The organism is Candidatus Pelagibacter communis (genome assembly GCF_001180205.1).
In the GTDB taxonomy this organism is placed as follows: domain Bacteria; phylum Pseudomonadota; class Alphaproteobacteria; order Pelagibacterales; family Pelagibacteraceae; genus Pelagibacter; species Pelagibacter ubique_O.
The window spans coordinates 1-16477 of record NZ_CVSU01000062.1 but is presented as its reverse complement, the minus strand read 5'-3'; the positions used below and the strand labels follow the sequence as shown (position 1 = coordinate 16477).

General features: G+C 28.0%; 21 protein-coding genes. 15 read left to right on the top strand and 6 right to left on the bottom strand.

Features of this window, described 5'->3' with window-relative positions; genetic code table 11:
* Window positions 1-32: 32 nt before the first annotated feature.
* From rpmH to AMO08_RS02500, 10 genes are read left to right on the top strand one after another with little or no spacing between them, the layout of a single operon-like run.
* Window positions 33-173, top strand: coding sequence for a 50S ribosomal protein L34 (rpmH, locus tag AMO08_RS02545; RefSeq protein WP_023854404.1), 141 nt, complete (start codon window positions 33-35; stop codon window positions 171-173).
* 4 nt (window positions 174-177) lie between these two features.
* Window positions 178-519 carry a ribonuclease P protein component gene (gene rnpA, locus AMO08_RS02540; protein WP_075484842.1) on the top strand — a complete coding sequence of 114 codons (342 nt, stop codon included), beginning with the start codon at window positions 178-180 and terminating at the stop codon, window positions 517-519.
* Window positions 519-767, top strand: a complete 249-nt coding sequence (gene yidD, locus AMO08_RS02535) for a membrane protein insertion efficiency factor YidD (RefSeq protein WP_102134038.1) — start codon at window positions 519-521, stop codon at window positions 765-767. The genes rnpA and yidD overlap by 1 nt, the downstream gene beginning before the upstream one ends.
* A gap of 2 nt (window positions 768-769) precedes the next feature.
* A complete protein-coding gene (gene yidC, locus AMO08_RS02530) occupies window positions 770-2449 on the top strand; it encodes a membrane protein insertase YidC (protein ID WP_075484837.1) in 1680 nt (559 codons plus the stop codon).
* A 14-nt stretch (window positions 2450-2463) separates the two neighbouring features.
* Window positions 2464-3312: an acetylglutamate kinase gene (gene argB / locus AMO08_RS02525; protein ID WP_075484835.1), complete on the top strand. Its 849-nt coding sequence runs from the start codon at window positions 2464-2466 to the stop codon at window positions 3310-3312.
* Entirely contained in the window at window positions 3309-3980 is a 672-nt protein-coding gene (locus tag AMO08_RS02520; RefSeq protein ID WP_075484833.1) for a pyrimidine 5'-nucleotidase, read from the top strand. The genes argB and AMO08_RS02520 overlap by 4 nt, the downstream gene beginning before the upstream one ends.
* Before the next feature lie 4 nt (window positions 3981-3984).
* On the top strand, window positions 3985-4812 hold the full coding sequence (gene dapD / locus AMO08_RS02515; protein WP_075484831.1) for a 2,3,4,5-tetrahydropyridine-2,6-dicarboxylate N-succinyltransferase: 828 nt from the start codon (window positions 3985-3987) through the stop codon (window positions 4810-4812).
* A 2-nt stretch (window positions 4813-4814) separates the two neighbouring features.
* The gene (dapE, locus tag AMO08_RS02510) at window positions 4815-5972 is read left to right on the top strand and encodes a succinyl-diaminopimelate desuccinylase (protein WP_075484829.1); all 1158 of its coding nucleotides are present in this window, start codon (window positions 4815-4817) and stop codon (window positions 5970-5972) included.
* Window positions 5969-6898 carry a histone deacetylase family protein gene (locus tag AMO08_RS02505; protein WP_075484827.1) on the top strand — a complete coding sequence of 310 codons (930 nt, stop codon included), beginning with the start codon at window positions 5969-5971 and terminating at the stop codon, window positions 6896-6898. Before dapE ends, AMO08_RS02505 begins: the two co-directional genes overlap by 4 nt.
* A 32-nt stretch (window positions 6899-6930) precedes the next feature.
* Window positions 6931-7422: an SET domain-containing protein gene (locus AMO08_RS02500; RefSeq protein WP_023854413.1), complete on the top strand. Its 492-nt coding sequence runs from the start codon at window positions 6931-6933 to the stop codon at window positions 7420-7422.
* Here the strand turns inward: AMO08_RS02500 and truA are convergent.
* From truA to AMO08_RS02475, 5 genes are read right to left on the bottom strand one after another with little or no spacing between them, the layout of a single operon-like run.
* Entirely contained in the window at window positions 7402-8142 is a 741-nt protein-coding gene (gene truA / locus AMO08_RS02495; RefSeq protein ID WP_075484825.1) for a tRNA pseudouridine(38-40) synthase TruA, read from the bottom strand. The two genes, AMO08_RS02500 and truA, sit on opposite strands and share 21 nt — an antisense overlap.
* A complete protein-coding gene (fmt, locus tag AMO08_RS02490; protein ID WP_075484823.1) occupies window positions 8142-9065 on the bottom strand; it encodes a methionyl-tRNA formyltransferase in 924 nt (307 codons plus the stop codon). The genes truA and fmt overlap by 1 nt, the downstream gene beginning before the upstream one ends.
* Window positions 9066-9068: 3 nt before the next feature.
* Window positions 9069-9587, bottom strand: coding sequence for a peptide deformylase (def, locus tag AMO08_RS02485; RefSeq protein WP_075484821.1), 519 nt, complete (start codon window positions 9585-9587; stop codon window positions 9069-9071).
* A 21-nt stretch (window positions 9588-9608) separates the two neighbouring features.
* Complete coding sequence (locus AMO08_RS02480) at window positions 9609-11372, bottom strand: hypothetical protein (RefSeq protein ID WP_075484819.1); 1764 nt, start codon at window positions 11370-11372, stop codon at window positions 9609-9611.
* Window positions 11347-11529, bottom strand: coding sequence for a hypothetical protein (locus AMO08_RS02475; RefSeq protein ID WP_072091133.1), 183 nt, complete (start codon window positions 11527-11529; stop codon window positions 11347-11349). The genes AMO08_RS02480 and AMO08_RS02475 overlap by 26 nt, the downstream gene beginning before the upstream one ends.
* 57 nt (window positions 11530-11586) lie before the next feature.
* Here AMO08_RS02475 and AMO08_RS02470 point away from each other — a divergent pair, with 57 nt between their 5' ends.
* Together AMO08_RS02470 and aroB are read left to right on the top strand one after the other, a co-directional pair.
* Window positions 11587-12099, top strand: a complete 513-nt coding sequence (locus AMO08_RS02470; RefSeq protein ID WP_075484817.1) for a shikimate kinase — start codon at window positions 11587-11589, stop codon at window positions 12097-12099.
* Window positions 12086-13192: a 3-dehydroquinate synthase gene (aroB, locus tag AMO08_RS02465; RefSeq protein WP_075484815.1), complete on the top strand. Its 1107-nt coding sequence runs from the start codon at window positions 12086-12088 to the stop codon at window positions 13190-13192. Before AMO08_RS02470 ends, aroB begins: the two co-directional genes overlap by 14 nt.
* On the opposite strand, the gene AMO08_RS02460 is transcribed toward aroB, so the two are convergent.
* Window positions 13181-13441 carry a BolA/IbaG family iron-sulfur metabolism protein gene (locus AMO08_RS02460; protein ID WP_082255007.1) on the bottom strand — a complete coding sequence of 87 codons (261 nt, stop codon included), beginning with the start codon at window positions 13439-13441 and terminating at the stop codon, window positions 13181-13183. The genes aroB and AMO08_RS02460 overlap by 12 nt on opposite strands.
* A 17-nt stretch (window positions 13442-13458) precedes the next feature.
* On the opposite strand from AMO08_RS02460, the gene AMO08_RS02455 reads away from it, so the two are divergent.
* From AMO08_RS02455 to AMO08_RS02445, 3 genes are all read left to right on the top strand, one after another.
* Window positions 13459-13992, top strand: a complete 534-nt coding sequence (locus AMO08_RS02455) for a J domain-containing protein (RefSeq protein WP_075484813.1) — start codon at window positions 13459-13461, stop codon at window positions 13990-13992.
* Entirely contained in the window at window positions 13976-14950 is a 975-nt protein-coding gene (gene cobS / locus AMO08_RS02450; protein WP_075484811.1) for a cobaltochelatase subunit CobS, read from the top strand. Before AMO08_RS02455 ends, cobS begins: the two co-directional genes overlap by 17 nt.
* The coding region (locus AMO08_RS02445) for a cobaltochelatase CobT-related protein (RefSeq protein ID WP_075484809.1) at window positions 14951-16477 on the top strand (1527 nt) is incomplete at its 3' end.

Sequence of the window (16477 nt, the reverse complement as noted above, 5' to 3'; positions counted from 1 at the left end):
CAAAATTATAAAAAACTATATCAAATCTAATTATGAAAAGAACTTATCAACCCTCAAATAAAAAAAGAGCTCGAAAACACGGCTTTCGTTCAAAAATGAAAACTAAAGGTGGTAAAAAGCTTTTGGCTAGAAGAAGAGCAAGAGGAAGAAAATCACTAACTGTTTCTGTATAAAATAATGAAAAGCAAAATACTTGCTCTTTCAAAAAACGAAGAATTTAAAAATTTACTTAAACAAAAAAAGATTACAAATAAGTATGTAAGTATTTTTTTTGGAAAATTATTAAACAAAGATAAAAAAAGACTAAATATCAGTTTTGTGACTAAAAAAAAAATTGGTAATGCAGTAAAGAGAAATAAAATTAAAAGAAGATTAAGAAATATTATGAATGAAGCTGTTAAAAAAGTAGAGATAAACTTTGATTATTCATTTCTTGTTATAGCCAAGTCTTCTATGCTAAATAATGAATACAAAATTATAAAAGAAACTCTTTTTCAGGATTTTGCAAAAATAAAATAATGAATATATTTACTTTAATTTTAATTAAATTTATTAAAGCCTATAGATATTTGATTAGTCCATTATTAGGTCATTCTTGTAGATATTTACCAACATGTTCTGAATACAGCATTGATGCTTTAAAAGAATACGGTTTTTTAAAAGGTCTATTAAAGAGTTTAAAAAGAATTTTATCCTGCCATCCAATAAAATTTTTAGGGGGTGGTGAAGGGTTTGATCCAGTTAAAAAAGAAATAAAGGATAATTAATAATGGAAACGCGAAATATAATTGCTGCCATAAGTTTATCAGCTGCTGTAATTATATTATACTCGCTATTTTTTGCACCACCTCCAGTAACCAAAGAGGAATTAACTGAGAAAACTAAGACTGAACAGAATTCAGATGCACCTAGTCTTGATCAAAAAGAAAATGTAACTAAAATTTCACGGGAAGAAGCGTTACAACAAAGTGAAAGAATTCAATTTGAGAACAAAAGTATTTTTGGATCTATTTCATTAAAGGGTGCCGCAATAGACGATCTAACTTTCAAAGAATATAATATTAGTTTGGAAAGCGATGAAAAAGTAAAATTTCTTTCACCACGAAGCTCTGAAGAAGGGTATATAATTGAGAGTGGTTTTATCACTCCTGATAAAAATATCGATATTCCAAATGCAGATTCAATTTGGTCAGTTTCTGGAAATAATAAATTAACTGATCAATCTCCTATAAAACTAAGTTGGACTAATGATCAAGGCATCACTTTTGAAAAAGAAATTAAATTAGATGATAAGTTTTTATTCACAATAAAACAAAGAGTTATAAATTCTACTGATAAAAACTATGACTTCTATTCTTATGGACAAATTATAAGAAATCAAATCCCAGAAGGTTTAACCGATTTTTACATTCTTCATGAAGGTCCTATCGCTACATTAGACGAAGAATTAATTGAGGAAGATTATGACGATATAGAAGAGAAAAAATTCTCAAGAACTGCCCAAAAAGGATGGTTAGGTCTTGGAGATAAATATTACATATCAACTCTAATTCCACCAAGAGAAAAAGAATTTAAAACTACGATGGATTACAAAAATAAGTACAGAATAAACTTTGTTACAACAGAACCATTAGAGTTAAATGGGAATTCTTCTATAGAAGAAAACTTACAAGTAATAGTAGCTGCAAAAAGAGTTGATGTAATTGATGGGTACGCAGAATCATTAAAAATTGATAAATTTGATTTAACAATTGACTGGGGCTTTCTGTACTTTTTGACTCGACCTTTGTTCACTGCTTTAGAATATTTCTTTAAAATATTTGGTAATTATGGATTAGCAATTATTGCTGTAACCGTTTGTATTCGTGTAGCATTTTTTCCACTTGCTAATTTTTCATTTAGAAGCATGGCTAAGATGAAAGCTCTACAGCCTGAGATGGCAAGACTTAAGGAAGTACACAAAGATGACAAGATGAAATTGCAACAAGCAATGATGGCTCTTTACAAGAAGGAAAAAGTAAATCCCATGTCTGGATGTTTGCCAATTCTGATTCAAATACCAGTATTTTTTGCTTTGTATAAAGTTTTATTTGTAACGATAGAAATGCGTCATATGCCTTTTTATGGTTGGATCCAAGATTTAAGTGCTAAGGATCCTACTTCTATATTTAATTTATTTGGATTGTTTCCTTATGACGTACCTTCTTTCCTTGTAATTGGAGCATGGCCAGTTGCTATGGGGGTATCAATGTGGGTGCAACAAAAGTTAAATCCCGCTCCAACAGATCCAATGCAAGCAAAAATATTTATGTTCTTCCCTTTATTTTTAACAGTAATTCTTGCACCATTCCCAAGTGGACTAGTAATTTATTGGACAGTTAATAACATTTTAACAATGGCTCAGCAGGTTGTAATAATGAAACGTACAACAGTTAAAACTGCAACCTAATTAAAAAAAAATAAATGGACCTTGAAAAGATATTACCTAAAGATGGGCCACCAATTAATGAAGTAACTAAATATATTGAAAAATATAAAAATGATTTAATAGTAATTAAATACGGTGGAAACGTTTTAATTGATAGAAACGTATTTAATAATTTTATAACTGATCTAAGTATTTTAAATAAATTAGGCCTTGCAACTGTAGTAATTCATGGTGGTGGACCTAGAATTAAAAGAGAACTAGAAAAATCAAATATTCAATCAAAATTTATAAGAGGACTAAGAGTAACTGATAAACATATAATTGATATTGTTGAGTCTGTTTTGATTGATTTTAATGATGACATTGTTAATTCTTTAAAAGACAAAGAGACAGAGGCAATCTCTATTCACACGAAAAATAATAATGTTATAAAAACTATACCTGAAGCAGAAGAGCTAGGATTTGTAGGAATACCAAATGAGATTAATAATGAACAAATATTAAATATAATTAATCAAAATAAAATTCCTATAATTTCACCATTGGGATTGGGTAAAGAAAATCAAACATATAATATTAATGGAGATACTGCGGCAATGGCAATAGCAAAATCTTTAAAATCAAGAAGACTTTTATTGATGACGAATGTTGATGGTGTTTTAGATAAAAATAAGAAATTAATAGAGGAAATTTCTTCATCTGAGATTATGAAAATGATTAAAGATGAAACTATTACAGAAGGCATGATACCTAAAATAAACGCATGCTTAGACGCCGTGAATAATGGTGTAACTGCAGTAGGTATAATCAATGGCACAAAGCCACATTCGTGTTTATGGGAAATATTCTCTGACAAGGGATCTGGGACCCTAATAAGACAATGAAAGAATTAAAGAATATCAAAAACATATTATTTGATTGTGATGGGGTACTCTATAGTGATCTTGAAGGAGTATTTGGTCAAGTAAGTAAAAAAATGACTCAATATATTTCGAATAAATTAAATGTAGATTTAAAAGAAGCAAAAGAATTACAAACAAATTATTTTCATAAATATAACACTAGTCTTAATGGTTTGATGATACATCACGATATACCTCCAAGAGAATTTTTAGACTACGTGCATGATATTAATTTAGATTTTTTAGAAAAAGATACTGCTTTAAGGAATGAGCTAGAAAATATTAATCTGAACAAATTTGTGTTTACAAACGGTAGTAAAGAACATGTTAAAAATATCACTACTCACTTAGGAATTGAAGATCAATTTGATGGAGTATTTGATATTGTTGATGCAGAATACAGTCCAAAACCTGAGGCAAAAGCATTTGATCTAATGGTAAAAAAATTTCAAATTAATCCAACTGAGACACTTTACATTGAAGATATTGCAAAAAACTTATCTATTGGAAAAGAAAGAGGAGCAAAAACAGTTTGGTTAATCAATGATGAATACTGGGGCAAAAAAGAGTCTGAACAAGAATACATTGATTACAAAATAGAAAATCTTTCTTTATTTTTAAAAGAAATAAGGTTATTAAAAAACTCATAAAATTATGAGTATAGAAAAAATTATAAATGAAGCTTGGGAAAATAAAGACCAAGTAGGCCAAAATTCAGATAAATCTTTAAAGGATGCTGTTAATCAAATTATTGATGATTTAGACAGTGGAAAAGCAAGAGTAGCTGAAAAGATCAATGGTGAATGGGTTACTCATCAACATCTAAAAAAAGCTATCATGTTAAGCTTTAGAATGTACCCAATGGAAAATTTAAATGGTCCATACAGTAGCTGGTATGACAAAGCTCATTTACTTAAAGGAAAAACAGCAGGATGGACAAAAGAAGATCATGAAAAAGCTGGTTTTAGAATGGTGCCTAATTCACCTGTAAGAAAAGGATCGTTTGTTGGAAAGAATGCAGTTTTAATGCCCTGTTATGTAAATATTGGTGCATATATTGATGAAGGAACAATGATGGATACATTTAGTCGTGCAGGAAGTTGTTGTCAGATTGGAAAAAATTGTCATATCTCAGCTGGTACTGGAGTTGGAGGTGTATTAGAACCTGCTCAAGCATTACCTACAATTATTGAAGACAATGTTTTCTTAGGAGCAATGTCAGAAGTAGTAGAAGGTGTAATAGTTGGAGAAGGCTCTGTTCTGAGTATGGGAATGTATATTGGACAATCAACAAAAATTGTTAATAGAAAAACTGGTGAAATAACTTATGGAAAAATCCCACCTTATTCAGTGGTAGTTCCAGGATCCTTGCCAGATAAAAACAATACACAAGCGCCATCTTTGTATTGCGCGGTAATAATTAAACAAGTTGATGAAAAAACAAGATCAAAAACATCAGTTAACGATCTTTTAAGAGATTAAACATGCCAATAATAAATGAATTACAATTAGCTAAAGAGCTAATTAGGTTTCCATCTGTTACAAAAACTGATGCTGGTGTAATTAAATTTTTAGAAAAAAAATTAAAAAAACTTGGCTTTAAAACTAAAATACTCGAGTTCAAAGATAAAAATAGTTATCCTGTAAAAAATCTTTATGCAAGACTTGGTACCACAAGTCCAAATTTTTGTTATGCAGGCCATTTGGATGTAGTACCACCTGGTAATTTAAATGATTGGACTGTTAATCCCTTTAAACCTGCAGTTAAGAAAGGATACTTAATTGGTAGAGGTGCAAATGACATGAAAAGTTCAATAGCTGCATTTGTTGCTGCGGTAAGTAACTTTTCTGAGGTAAACAAAAAATTCGGTGGCTCCATCAGCCTTCTAATTACTGGAGACGAAGAAGGAATTGCAATTAATGGGACAAAAAAAGTTGTTGAGTATTTGAGAAAAAGAAAAGAAAAAATAGATTTTTGTTTAGTTGGAGAACCTACTAATCCAAATAAATTAGGAGAAATGATTAAAATCGGTCGTAGAGGTAGTATGAATGGAAAATTGTCTATCATTGGTATTCAAGGTCATGTAGCTTACCCTAACAGAGCAAACAATCCATCTACATCTTTAGTCCAAATACTAAAAGAGTTGAAAGAAATTAAATTTGATAAAGGAACAAAAGATTTTCAACCTACAAATTTAGAAATAACAAAAATTAATATTGATAATTCAGCTGATAATGTAATTCCAGGATTAGCTAGTGCATCCTTTAATATTAGATTTAATAACAAACACACATCTTACAAATTAAAAAACAAAATTAATAAAATAATAAAACAAATTTGTAATAAAAATAAATCAAAATATAAAATTGAATATAGTGTTTCTGGTGAGGCCTTTTTAACTAAGCCTAACAGAACCACATTTATGATACAAAATATAATTAAGAAAATTACTAAAATTAAACCACATCTATCTACAACTGGTGGTACATCAGATGCAAGATTTATAAGAAAAATAGCTCCATGTTTAGAATTTGGATTAGTGGGAAAAACTATGCATAAGGTAGGCGAATGTGTGTCCTTATCTGATTTAAAAAAATTAACTTTAATTTATACTAAAATCTTAGATAACTACTTTAAGTGAAAACTGGTTTAATTACATCAGATACATCTCAAAATCATGATACAGGTCCTGGGCATCCAGAGCAAATAGCAAGAGTATCAGTCATAATAGAAAATTTTAAAAAACTTAATAATAAAAATCTTATATGGAAGAAACCATCTAAAGTTTCAGATGATATTCTATTAACCACACATGAAAGTAATTATTTAAATTTAGTAAAAAGTTCTTTTCCAAACAAAGGATTTTCTTCACTTGATGGTGATACGATCATTTCACCTGGAAGCAAAGATGCAACTTTCGATGCAGTTGGATCAATAATTACTGCAATTGATGGAGTAGAAAAAAAAGAATTTAGAAATGCATTTTGTGGTGTTCGACCTCCTGGACATCATAGCTCACAAAATAAGGCTGCTGGTTTTTGCATTTTAAATTCAGTAAGTATTGGTGCAAATTATTTGTTAAAAAAATATAAATATAAGAAAGTTGCAATAATAGATTTTGATGTACATCATGGAAATGGAACACAGGATATTTTTTATGAAAATGAAAATGTTCTTTTTATATCAACACACCAATATCCTTACTACCCAGGAACTGGTTCAGAACAAGAAAGAGGTAAATTTAACAATATCTTTAATATACCTTTGCCAGCTGGCATAAGTTCAGAAGAATATTTAAACGTATTTGACCGTGTGGTGAAAAAATTAGAAGAGTTTAAACCAGAATTTATATTAATTAGCGCTGGTTTTGATGCCCATGAAGATGACCCTCTCGCTCAATTTAATTTAAAAACAGAGGATTATTTTACTATTACTAAAAGAGTATTAGAGACTTCTAAAAAGTTTTGTAGTGGAAAAGTTGTTTCAATTTTAGAGGGCGGTTATGACCTAAATGCACTTCGAGACAGCACTAAAAGACACGTTGATGCTCTTTTAGAATTTAATTGATAATTCTTAAGAAAACTCTAAATAAAAATTTCATGAAGTTATATAAAATAAAAAAATCTGGCATTGATAATAAAGGAAGAGGGCTTTATGCAACTCGTGACATTAAAGAGGGAACAAAAATAATAGACTATGTTGGAAAACTTATAACTAAAAAACAAACACAAGACTCTGATAAGTACGATAATAGTAAACCAATATATTTATTCACAATAAATAAAAGATACGATCTAGATGGAGATTTTCCATGGAATACCGCAGGTTTAATTAATCATTCTTGTGATAATAATTGTGATTACGATGGAAAGGGATTGAAAATTTGGGTCAAAGCAATCAAAGATATTAAAAAAGGTGAGGAGTTTACCTGTGATTATGGATTTGGTTATGATGAAAATTACAAACAATTTCCTTGTAAATGTAAATCAAAAAACTGTTGTGGGTATATTGTAAGAGCTGAGTCTAGATGGCGAATAAATAAAAAGTTTGCTATGAGCAATAAAAATAAATTAATAAAGAACTCTAAATAAAAATAAACCACTTGGTGGTGCTGGAGGTGCACACAGTGTTCTTTTTTTTGACTTAAATCTTTTTTCAAAAGTTTTCAAATCCCATTTAGTTTCTCCCAAGTATTTTAAACAACCAACCATAGATCTAACCTGGTGTTGTAGAAATGATTGAGAACTAAATTGAAATTCAATTTTGTTTTTTGATGATTTAATTTTAATTGATTTAATGGTTTTAATTGGGCTTTTAGCGTGACAGCTTGAAGATCTAAAAGTTGAATAATCATTAGTTCCTAATAACTTTTTTGCACCCTTTTTCATTAATTCTAAATTTAAAGGCCTACGAACATGCCATGCTCTATTTTTTTCAATTATTGGTTGGCTTATTTGATTAAAAATAAAGTATTTATAAATTCTTTGTTTTGCTGAAAATCTCGCATGAAATTTATTATTTCTTTTTTTAATATTTTTAATTGCAATCTCTTTTAAGTTCAAAAAATGATTAATGGATTTTAAAAATTTAATTTTATCGGTTATTTTATTTTTGCAATCAAAATGTGCAGATTGCTCAAATGCATGAACCCCTGCATCAGTTCTTCCTTGACCATGTAAAACAATTTTTTCTTTTAATAATTTTGATAATTTTTCTTGAATTAATCCTTGAATTGTTGGGCCCTTTTTTTGAATTTGCCATCCTCTAAAATTTGTTCCCACATACTCAATAAGTATTTGATATCTATTCATTATATAAATGAACCTTTTTTAATTTGTGTTCCTAAAACAAATTCTCCAATACTTTGAGGCTTTTTTCCTTGTCTTTGTATTTCTTTAATTTTTATTGATTTTTTGTCTCCACACGAAATTTCTAAATAGTCAGATAAAACCTCGCCTGGTTTTCCTTGCGCTTGTCCAATTTCTGCTTTTAATATTTTATATCTCTCACCGTTAAACATGAAATAAGCTCCCGGAACTGGATATAGTCCATTTATTTTACCAATTATAATTTTAGCATCCTCTTTCCAATTAATTTGCCCCTCTATTTTTTGAATTTTTGACGCGTATGTTGCTGATGAGTGATCTTGTTCTATAAAGTTTGCTTTATCCTCATATATATCATCTATATTATCTAAAATTTTCTCTGCAGCCAAACTTGATAGCTTTTCATTAATATCTTCAGCATTTAAATTATTTTCTATATTAATTTTATAAACATTACATACCGGTCCTGTATCTAGTTCCTCCCCTATTTTCATAATACTAATTCCTGTCTCTTTATCTAAATTCATAATTGATCTTTGAATAGGGGCAGCGCCTCTCCACTTTGGAAGAATAGATGCATGTATATTAATAAATCCTTTTTTAGTTAAATTTAAATATGACTTTGGTATAATTTGACCATAAGCAACAACTATTGCCAAATCTGCCTCTAAAGATTTAAAATATTCTAATTCATTTAAATTTTCTTTTAATGAATTTGGTGTTCTAAATTCTATATTTAAAGTCTCTGAAATTAATTGAATTGGTGACTTGTTAATTTTTTGACCTCTTTTAGATTTTTGAGGTGGTTGTGTATAAACACAAGAAATAGGATATCCATTTTGATAAAGTGATTTTAAAATTGGAACAGCGAACATGGGAGTACCCATAAAAACTATTTTTTTTAGCATTGATTAAGCTTCTACAGAAGTGGATTTTAATTTTGATAATTTTTTAATTATCATTGACCTTTTTAATTTTGAAAGATAATCAATAAATAGGATTCCCTCTAAATGGTCCATCTCGTGCTGAATACATGTTGCCAGAAGACCATCAGCCTTTAGCAATTTCTTTTCTCCATCGTAATCAAGATATTCTACTTCACACTTACTAGGTCTATCTATTTCTGCAAACTGATTTGGCACAGAGAGACATCCTTCTTCATAAGTTGCTTTTTCTGGATCTTTATTTTTGATAACCGGATTTACGAAATATCTTGGCTCTTTTTTACTCTCATCTTTACTTATATCCATTACAATAATTCTCTTTGGTACACCAACTTGTATCGCCGCGAGACCAATTCCGTTTGCGTCATACATTGTCTCTAGCATATCATCCATTAATTTTTGTTCTTCTTTACCAACACGATCAACTGGTTTAGAAATTTGTCTAAGTAATTTATTAGGTTCTGTTATTATAGTTCTGATAGCCATAACTTGATTTTATTATAATTTTTATACTTTTAAAGGAAGAACTTTTAGCAATAGTTTATTTCTAATTAAATCAACATTTAATTGATTTAAAGTATTGATAATAAAATAAACTGTATCTTCGTCAATATTTTCAATTTTGTCAGGTCCAATTACCTCAATTATTCTCAACAATGCAGCACCTATCTCATTATTGTCTATCATTGTTTGAATATCAGCAGGCATTTCTGATTGCTTCACCTCATATAGACTATCATATTTTTTTGAAATTTTAACTCCATCAGATTTAAGTGCCTCTAGAAAAATTATATCTTTTTTTGATAAAAAATATTTTTTATCTTTTTTAATTTTCTTTAAAAATTTATCTAGATCCTCTTCAATTTTAGATTTTGCATAATCCCCATTAAAATAATTTATAAGTTTTGATTGATGTAAAATTTTACTATTATATTTAATCTTTTTATCTGCCGTCTCTTTCTTGTTTAGATTGCTATTATAAAATGTTGTAAAATTTGATGGCACATCCTCAACATTAATTTCACTTAAAAATTTTTTTAATTCCAAATCAAAAGCATCACCAATATCATCAGATATAAATAGATCTTTTAATATCTTTATAAATTCTAATTTGATTTTTGGTTCTTCAGTTAAAAGAGTTCTTTGATATAAAAGAGCGCGTCCCTCGATTGAAGATAAAGATTTATATGCCTCTTTTGCATTCAAAAATTGATTAATATTAAATTGGAATTTTTTATAAAATTCGAATAACTCCTCCTCAGAATAATTTTTATCATTAACAGCTTTTTCTATTGTAGAAATTTTTTCTACATCAGTAATCTCTATATCTTGAATTTTAAAAAGTAAATTAGCAGCTGAAAGATATTTCCAAACTATTTTAGGTGTATTGTCACTTGGTTCATAAGAAAACTCGGGGTTAGTTCTATGAGCTAAATGAAAATCTAAAATTGAATTTATTGATATTTCTTTATCTGCCTCATCTAAATATCCAAATAAATAATTTATTTTGTTTTCGTAATAACTATCTTCAAAACCTAACTCTTTTTTTAAATCTAAGATTAGTTGTGCTTCTTCATTTTTTCCATAATTAATTAAACAATATAAATTAAATTTTGATAGATATTCATCTTGAATGGGTTCAGAATTTTTAGAAAAAATCTCACATGATTTTTTTACGTTTGATTCTGATAAATAAGTATCTACCAAATATTTTGTTAAATTTGGATGCAAATTTATTATTTGATTTTTAATTAAATATTCTTCTATTAATTCTAAGTTTGCATCTTTTATTAACCAATCAGATTTAAAGCTCATAAATTCTTGCTCAGTAATATTTTGAGTTGGAGAATAAGCGTTGGTTAATAAAGATATGTGCATTATATCAGATGCATCCTCTGAAAGATTAAACTTATTAATATTCTGAAATAAATTTTTTAATTTAGTTCCATCAGAATTTGACCACATATCCATACTCAAACCGTATTCACTAGGATCATATAGTCCAACAATTTTAATTTCTTTTGATGAAAATTCTTTATCTAGTTTTATAGTATCTGTTTGTTTGTTTGTTTGTAGTTCGTAAACACTATTCTGAGTAGTGCCACTAGAATTTTCACTTGAAATATTTGTTTCTGAAATTACTTGATTATCTTTCTTTTCTATATTCCAAATATCAATCGGTTTCTCCTCTGCAAACACGGGTGTAAAAAAAATAAGACAAACTAATTTAATTAAAAGAAGTTTCTTATTTAACAATTTTAAAATTTTCATTTGGAATAATTTTTTCAATTTCTTTTTTAGGTGCAGGAAAATCAATTGTACTTAGAAAAAAAATAATACCTAAAATAACCCCTAATCCGATTATAGATTTAATCACAAGTCCTATGATACTTGCTTTGCCTGAACTTGTGTTTTTAATGAATTGCATATACTTTTAGATAATTTCAAATTAAGACATATTTATGTTTTTTCAATAAAGAAACTTATGAAATCAAAAGAAAATCTAGTTTTTTTGGGGATGATGGGTTCTGGCAAGAGCTCTATTGGATCTTTAGTAGCTAAAAAATTAAAATTAAATTTTGTCGATATCGATAAAGAAATTGAAAAAAATTCAAACATTACAATAAAAAAAATCTTTGAAGATAAGGGTGAGAATTATTTTAGAAAAATTGAAGAACAAACAACTTTAAAAAAACTTAAATTAAGCTCTACTGTGATTTCACTTGGTGGGGGGGCTTTTACAAATATCAATATTAGAAAAGAAATTTTAAAAAATCATTTATCTTTTTGGCTAAATTGGGATGATAAAACATTGTTAAATAGAATTAAAAACAGTAAAAAAAGACCATTAGCGATTAATGCAACCGATGCTGAGTTAATTGATTTAATTAAGAAACGCTCTAACATTTATTCTAAAGCTTTATATGAGATAAAGTGTGATAATCTTTCTAAAAGTGAAATAGTAAATGAAATTGTAAAAATTTATGAAACAAACTAGATTAAATATAGTAACTAAAACCGAAAAATATCCAATAATTATTGGATCAAATTTAACCTCAAGCATATCAAAAATTTTTAAATCAAATTCAATTGGTTTTGATAAATGTTTACTTGTTGTTGATAAAAATGTTCCAAAAAAATTTGTCTCAAATATTAAAAGGTCTTTTAAAAATAAAAGTATTTTTGTGTTATTTTTTAATGCTAGTGAAAAAAATAAAAATATTAATAGCGTTAATAAAATTCTAGGATTTTTATTAAATAAAAACTTTTCAAGAAATGATGTTTTAATTTCTTTAGGAGGAGGAATTACAGGTGATGTAAGTGGTTTTGCGGCTAGTCTTTTCAAAAGGGGCCTAAAGTTTGCAAATATTCCAACAACTCTTTTAGCTCAAGTTGATTCATCAATAGGAGGAAAAACTGGGGTTAATTCTAAGTATGGTAAAAATTTAATAGGAAGTTTTTATCAACCATCATTAGTTCTCTCAGATATTCAATTTCTTAAATCTTTATCAAAAAGAGAGATAATTTGTGGATATGGAGAAATATTGAAGCATTCATTAATTGAAAATAAAAAATTTTTTATTTTCTTAAATAAAAATCTTAAAAAGATATTAAGTCTTTCATCTCCATTTATTGAAAAAGCTATCTATGAAAGTTGTAAAATTAAAAAAAAGATAGTCGAAAAAGATGAAAAAGAAACAGCACTAAGAAAAGTATTAAATTTTGGCCATACATTTGCCCATGCTTATGAGGCAGGCTTAGGATACAGCCATAAACTAAATCATGGTGAAGCAGTGATACTTGGAATGAAAACAGCACTGAGTTTTAGTTTTAAGGAAAACATGCTAAATAAAAATGAATATAATTTAATTGTAAATCATATTGATAATTCTGGTCTACCTTCATCTATAAAGAAATATTTTTCTATAAAAGATTTAAATAAGATTTTATCTTTTATGATCAAAGATAAAAAAAATAATTCTAAAAAAATTAACTTAGTTTTGTTAAAAGAAATTGGTAAGCCAATTTTCAACAAACAATACTCCAAAAAAAAGTTAAATTTATTTCTGAAAAATTTTTTAACTAATTAAAATTTGGATTGAGTGAATAAAATCTTTTAATTCTTGATCCAAAATCTTGTAAATTTTTTTATTACTTTCAATTTTATTCATTTTTTTTAGCTCTTCAGAAACAATAATTAATTTTAAATGATATTTTCCCTCTTGATTTCCTTTGTGATTTTTATGAAGAAAAGATTTATCTTCAACATTTATACTTTCAATATTGATTTGATTTAATAATTTATTTTTTACAATTGTAATTAACTCATTTATATCCATATATGTTATTATATATCATGAAAAATATTTGTGACTGGAATAATTGCAATGAAATAGGTGAATATAAGGCGCCAGTTGAAAAAGATAATAGCAGAAAATTTAGAATGCTTTGCCTTGAGCATGTAAAAGAATTTAATAAAAATTGGAACTATTTTTCAGGAATGAATGATGACCAAGTAATGGATTTTTTAAAATCTGACATGACTTGGCACAAACCCACACAAAGCTTTAGCTCTTCAGATAATTTTTTCAAAGTGTTATGGAATACAACTTTGAGAGATGAGTTAGATAAAGAAAAAATAAATGGAGAATATAATCATATGCGTCAATTTAAATTTGATCATAAAGATATAAAAGCTTTTGGAATATTGGGGGTTTCTGTGGGTTTAAATTGGGAGAAAATACAAGATAAATTCAAATTACTTGTGAAAAAATTTCACCCTGATATGAATTCTGGAAATAAAAAATACGAGGAAAAACTTAAACTTATAACACTGGCTTACACCCAATTAAAAAATACCTATAGAGAAAAAATTGACACCAAATCTTAACACTGAACCAGATATTAAAGTTTCATTAAAACAAACTTTTGGAATTGACTCAGAAATGGAAGTTGACGCATTTTCAAAAAAAAATGAATACGTTCCTGAAATTGATAAAAACTACAAGTTCGATAGAGATACTACTTTAGCCATTATTTCAGGATTTGCGTTTAATAAGAGAGTTTTAGTTCAAGGATATCATGGCACTGGAAAATCTACTCACATTGAGCAAATAGCTGCAAGATTAAATTGGCCCTGTATCCGGGTAAATTTAGATAGTCATGTAAGTAGAATTGATTTGATTGGAAAAGATGCGATCGTTCTTAAAGATGGTAAACAAGTAACACAATTTAACGAGGGAATTTTACCATGGTCTATACAAAATCCAGTTGCACTTGTTTTTGATGAATATGATGCAGGTAGACCTGATGTAATGTTTGTAATTCAAAGAGTTTTAGAGGCTGAGGGTAATTTTACATTACTAGATAAAAACAAAGTAATTAAACAAAATAAATTTTTTAGATTATTTGCTACTTCAAATACTGTGGGACTGGGCGATACGACAGGTCTTTATCATGGTACACAGCAAATTAACCAAGGTCAGATGGACAGATGGAATATCGTTACAACATTAAATTATCTTAGCCTGGATAGAGAAATGGATATTGTGTTGTCTAAAAATAAAAATCTAAATAATGCAAAAGGTAAAGAAAAAGTTGCCAATATGATAAAAGTTGCGTCCCTTACACGTAAAGGATTTATAGCAGGAGATATTTCAACGGTAATGAGTCCTAGAACTGTATTGCATTGGGCTGAAAATTCTGAAATTTTTAAAGACACTGGTTACGCTTTTAGAGTAACTTTTCTAAATAAATGCGACGATATTGAGAAAAATACTATCGCAGAATATTATCAAAGATGTTTTGGAGAAGAATTGCCAGAGTCTTTGGTTAATATTCAAATTTAAATGAGCTCTAAAGAATCAAACTTAAAAGAAAAATTCAGAATTGCTTTAAATTCAACAGCTAAAGTAATTTCTGATGATTTTGATTTAAATAAAAAAAACTTTGAAGAAAAAAAAGCTAAAGATATTATTTCATTAGAAATCGACAATCTTACTAATCCAAGTGACTTTATAAGACTACGTGCAGAGACCGACTCAAGCGCCCTTAAAAAAAAATTTTCTAGTGAATTAATTTATAAAAAAAACTTACCTAGCAACAATTCATCTAGATCACTTTATAATATTGCCGAAAAAATTAGATATGAGGCCTTGGGTGGTAAAATGCTTAAAGGTATTGAAAAAAACTTTCATGAAAACTATTCACAAATAATTAATCGCAAAAGAAAAGATCAATTAAAAACAAAAGAGGATGTACCTGTGGCGGAAGCTTTTGAATTATATATGCTCAAAAACTTTCATAAAATAAAGTTAAATGCTCTAACTTCTAGGATGTTAAATTTTTGGGAAAAAGATTTTGAAAATTCTATTGAAAAACATAAGGAATTTTTGATGAATAATCTAGAGGATCAAAATACTTACTCTTCAAAGTTTTCTCAAATATTGGAAGAAATGGATATTTTTCAAAGTGATGAAGATAACGAAAAAGAGCAAGAAAATCAGGATCAGGGGCAAGAAAATCCTTCAAATGATGATCAAAACAATGATAAAGATGATAGCAAAGATGATAACAATGACCAGGAAACCCAAGCCTCTCTAGACGCTGATTATAGCATTGATGAATTTAACTTAGATGAACAGCTCGACGAAGTTGAATCTGATGAACAAAGTTCTGAACAAATTGTAAAAAAAAATATAGATAATATAAATCTTGATTATAAAATTTTTACTACACAGTATGATGAAATAGTAAAAGCTGAGAATTTAGAAAATGCTGATGAAGCAACTAAACTAAGAAAAAGTTTAGATCAACAGCTAATTGGTTTCCAAGATGTTATAACAAAATTAGCAAATAAACTTCAAAGACAATTGCTTGCAAAACAAAATAGGGCTTGGGAATTTGATTTAGAAGAAGGATTATTAGATAGCTCTAAACTTCCAAGAATTATAATGGACCCTTATAATTCTTTATCTTTCAAAAAAGAAAAGGACTTAGATTTTAAAGATACAGTAGTAACTTTATTAATAGATAATTCTGGATCTATGAGAGGAAGACCAATTACTATTGCAGCTATATGTGCGGATATCTTGTCTAGAACTCTAGAAAGATGCTCAGTTAAAGTTGAAATTTTAGGTTTCACAACTAAAAACTGGAAAGGTGGACAGAGTAGAGAGTTTTGGACAAAAAATTCAAAACCTAAAACACCAGGTAGATTAAATGATTTAAGGCATATTATATACAAAGGTGCAGATACTCATTGGAGACAAGCAAAAAATAATTTGGGACTGATGCTTAAAGAGGGTTTGCTTAAAGAAAATATTGATGGAGAAGCAATTTATTTTATTATCAATACTTTAAATCAATTAAATGTT

Bases quoted from the DNA above. Each gene is read 5' to 3' on its own strand.
- AMO08_RS02455 (WP_075484813.1), top strand. From the start codon at position 13,459: ATGAAAAATATTTGTGACTGGAATAATTGCAATGAAATAGGTGAATAT.
- AMO08_RS02500 (WP_023854413.1), top strand. From the start codon at position 6,931: ATGAAGTTATATAAAATAAAAAAATCTGGCATTGATAATAAAGGAAGA.
- truA (WP_075484825.1), bottom strand. From the start codon at position 8,142: ATGAATAGATATCAAATACTTATTGAGTATGTGGGAACAAATTTTAGA.
- AMO08_RS02475 (WP_072091133.1), bottom strand. From the start codon at position 11,529: ATGCAATTCATTAAAAACACAAGTTCAGGCAAAGCAAGTATCATAGGA.
- fmt (WP_075484823.1), bottom strand. From the start codon at position 9,065: ATGCTAAAAAAAATAGTTTTTATGGGTACTCCCATGTTCGCTGTTCCA.
- AMO08_RS02480 (WP_075484819.1), bottom strand. From the start codon at position 11,372: ATGAAAATTTTAAAATTGTTAAATAAGAAACTTCTTTTAATTAAATTA.
- dapD (WP_075484831.1), top strand. From the start codon at position 3,985: ATGAGTATAGAAAAAATTATAAATGAAGCTTGGGAAAATAAAGACCAA.
- rpmH (WP_023854404.1), top strand. From the start codon at position 33: ATGAAAAGAACTTATCAACCCTCAAATAAAAAAAGAGCTCGAAAACAC.
- yidD (WP_102134038.1), top strand. From the start codon at position 519: ATGAATATATTTACTTTAATTTTAATTAAATTTATTAAAGCCTATAGA.
- dapE (WP_075484829.1), top strand. From the start codon at position 4,815: ATGCCAATAATAAATGAATTACAATTAGCTAAAGAGCTAATTAGGTTT.
- AMO08_RS02520 (WP_075484833.1), top strand. From the start codon at position 3,309: ATGAAAGAATTAAAGAATATCAAAAACATATTATTTGATTGTGATGGG.
- AMO08_RS02470 (WP_075484817.1), top strand. From the start codon at position 11,587: ATGAAATCAAAAGAAAATCTAGTTTTTTTGGGGATGATGGGTTCTGGC.
- AMO08_RS02460 (WP_082255007.1), bottom strand. From the start codon at position 13,441: ATGGATATAAATGAGTTAATTACAATTGTAAAAAATAAATTATTAAAT.
- argB (WP_075484835.1), top strand. From the start codon at position 2,464: ATGGACCTTGAAAAGATATTACCTAAAGATGGGCCACCAATTAATGAA.
- rnpA (WP_075484842.1), top strand. From the start codon at position 178: ATGAAAAGCAAAATACTTGCTCTTTCAAAAAACGAAGAATTTAAAAAT.
- aroB (WP_075484815.1), top strand. From the start codon at position 12,086: ATGAAACAAACTAGATTAAATATAGTAACTAAAACCGAAAAATATCCA.
- def (WP_075484821.1), bottom strand. From the start codon at position 9,587: ATGGCTATCAGAACTATAATAACAGAACCTAATAAATTACTTAGACAA.
- yidC (WP_075484837.1), top strand. From the start codon at position 770: ATGGAAACGCGAAATATAATTGCTGCCATAAGTTTATCAGCTGCTGTA.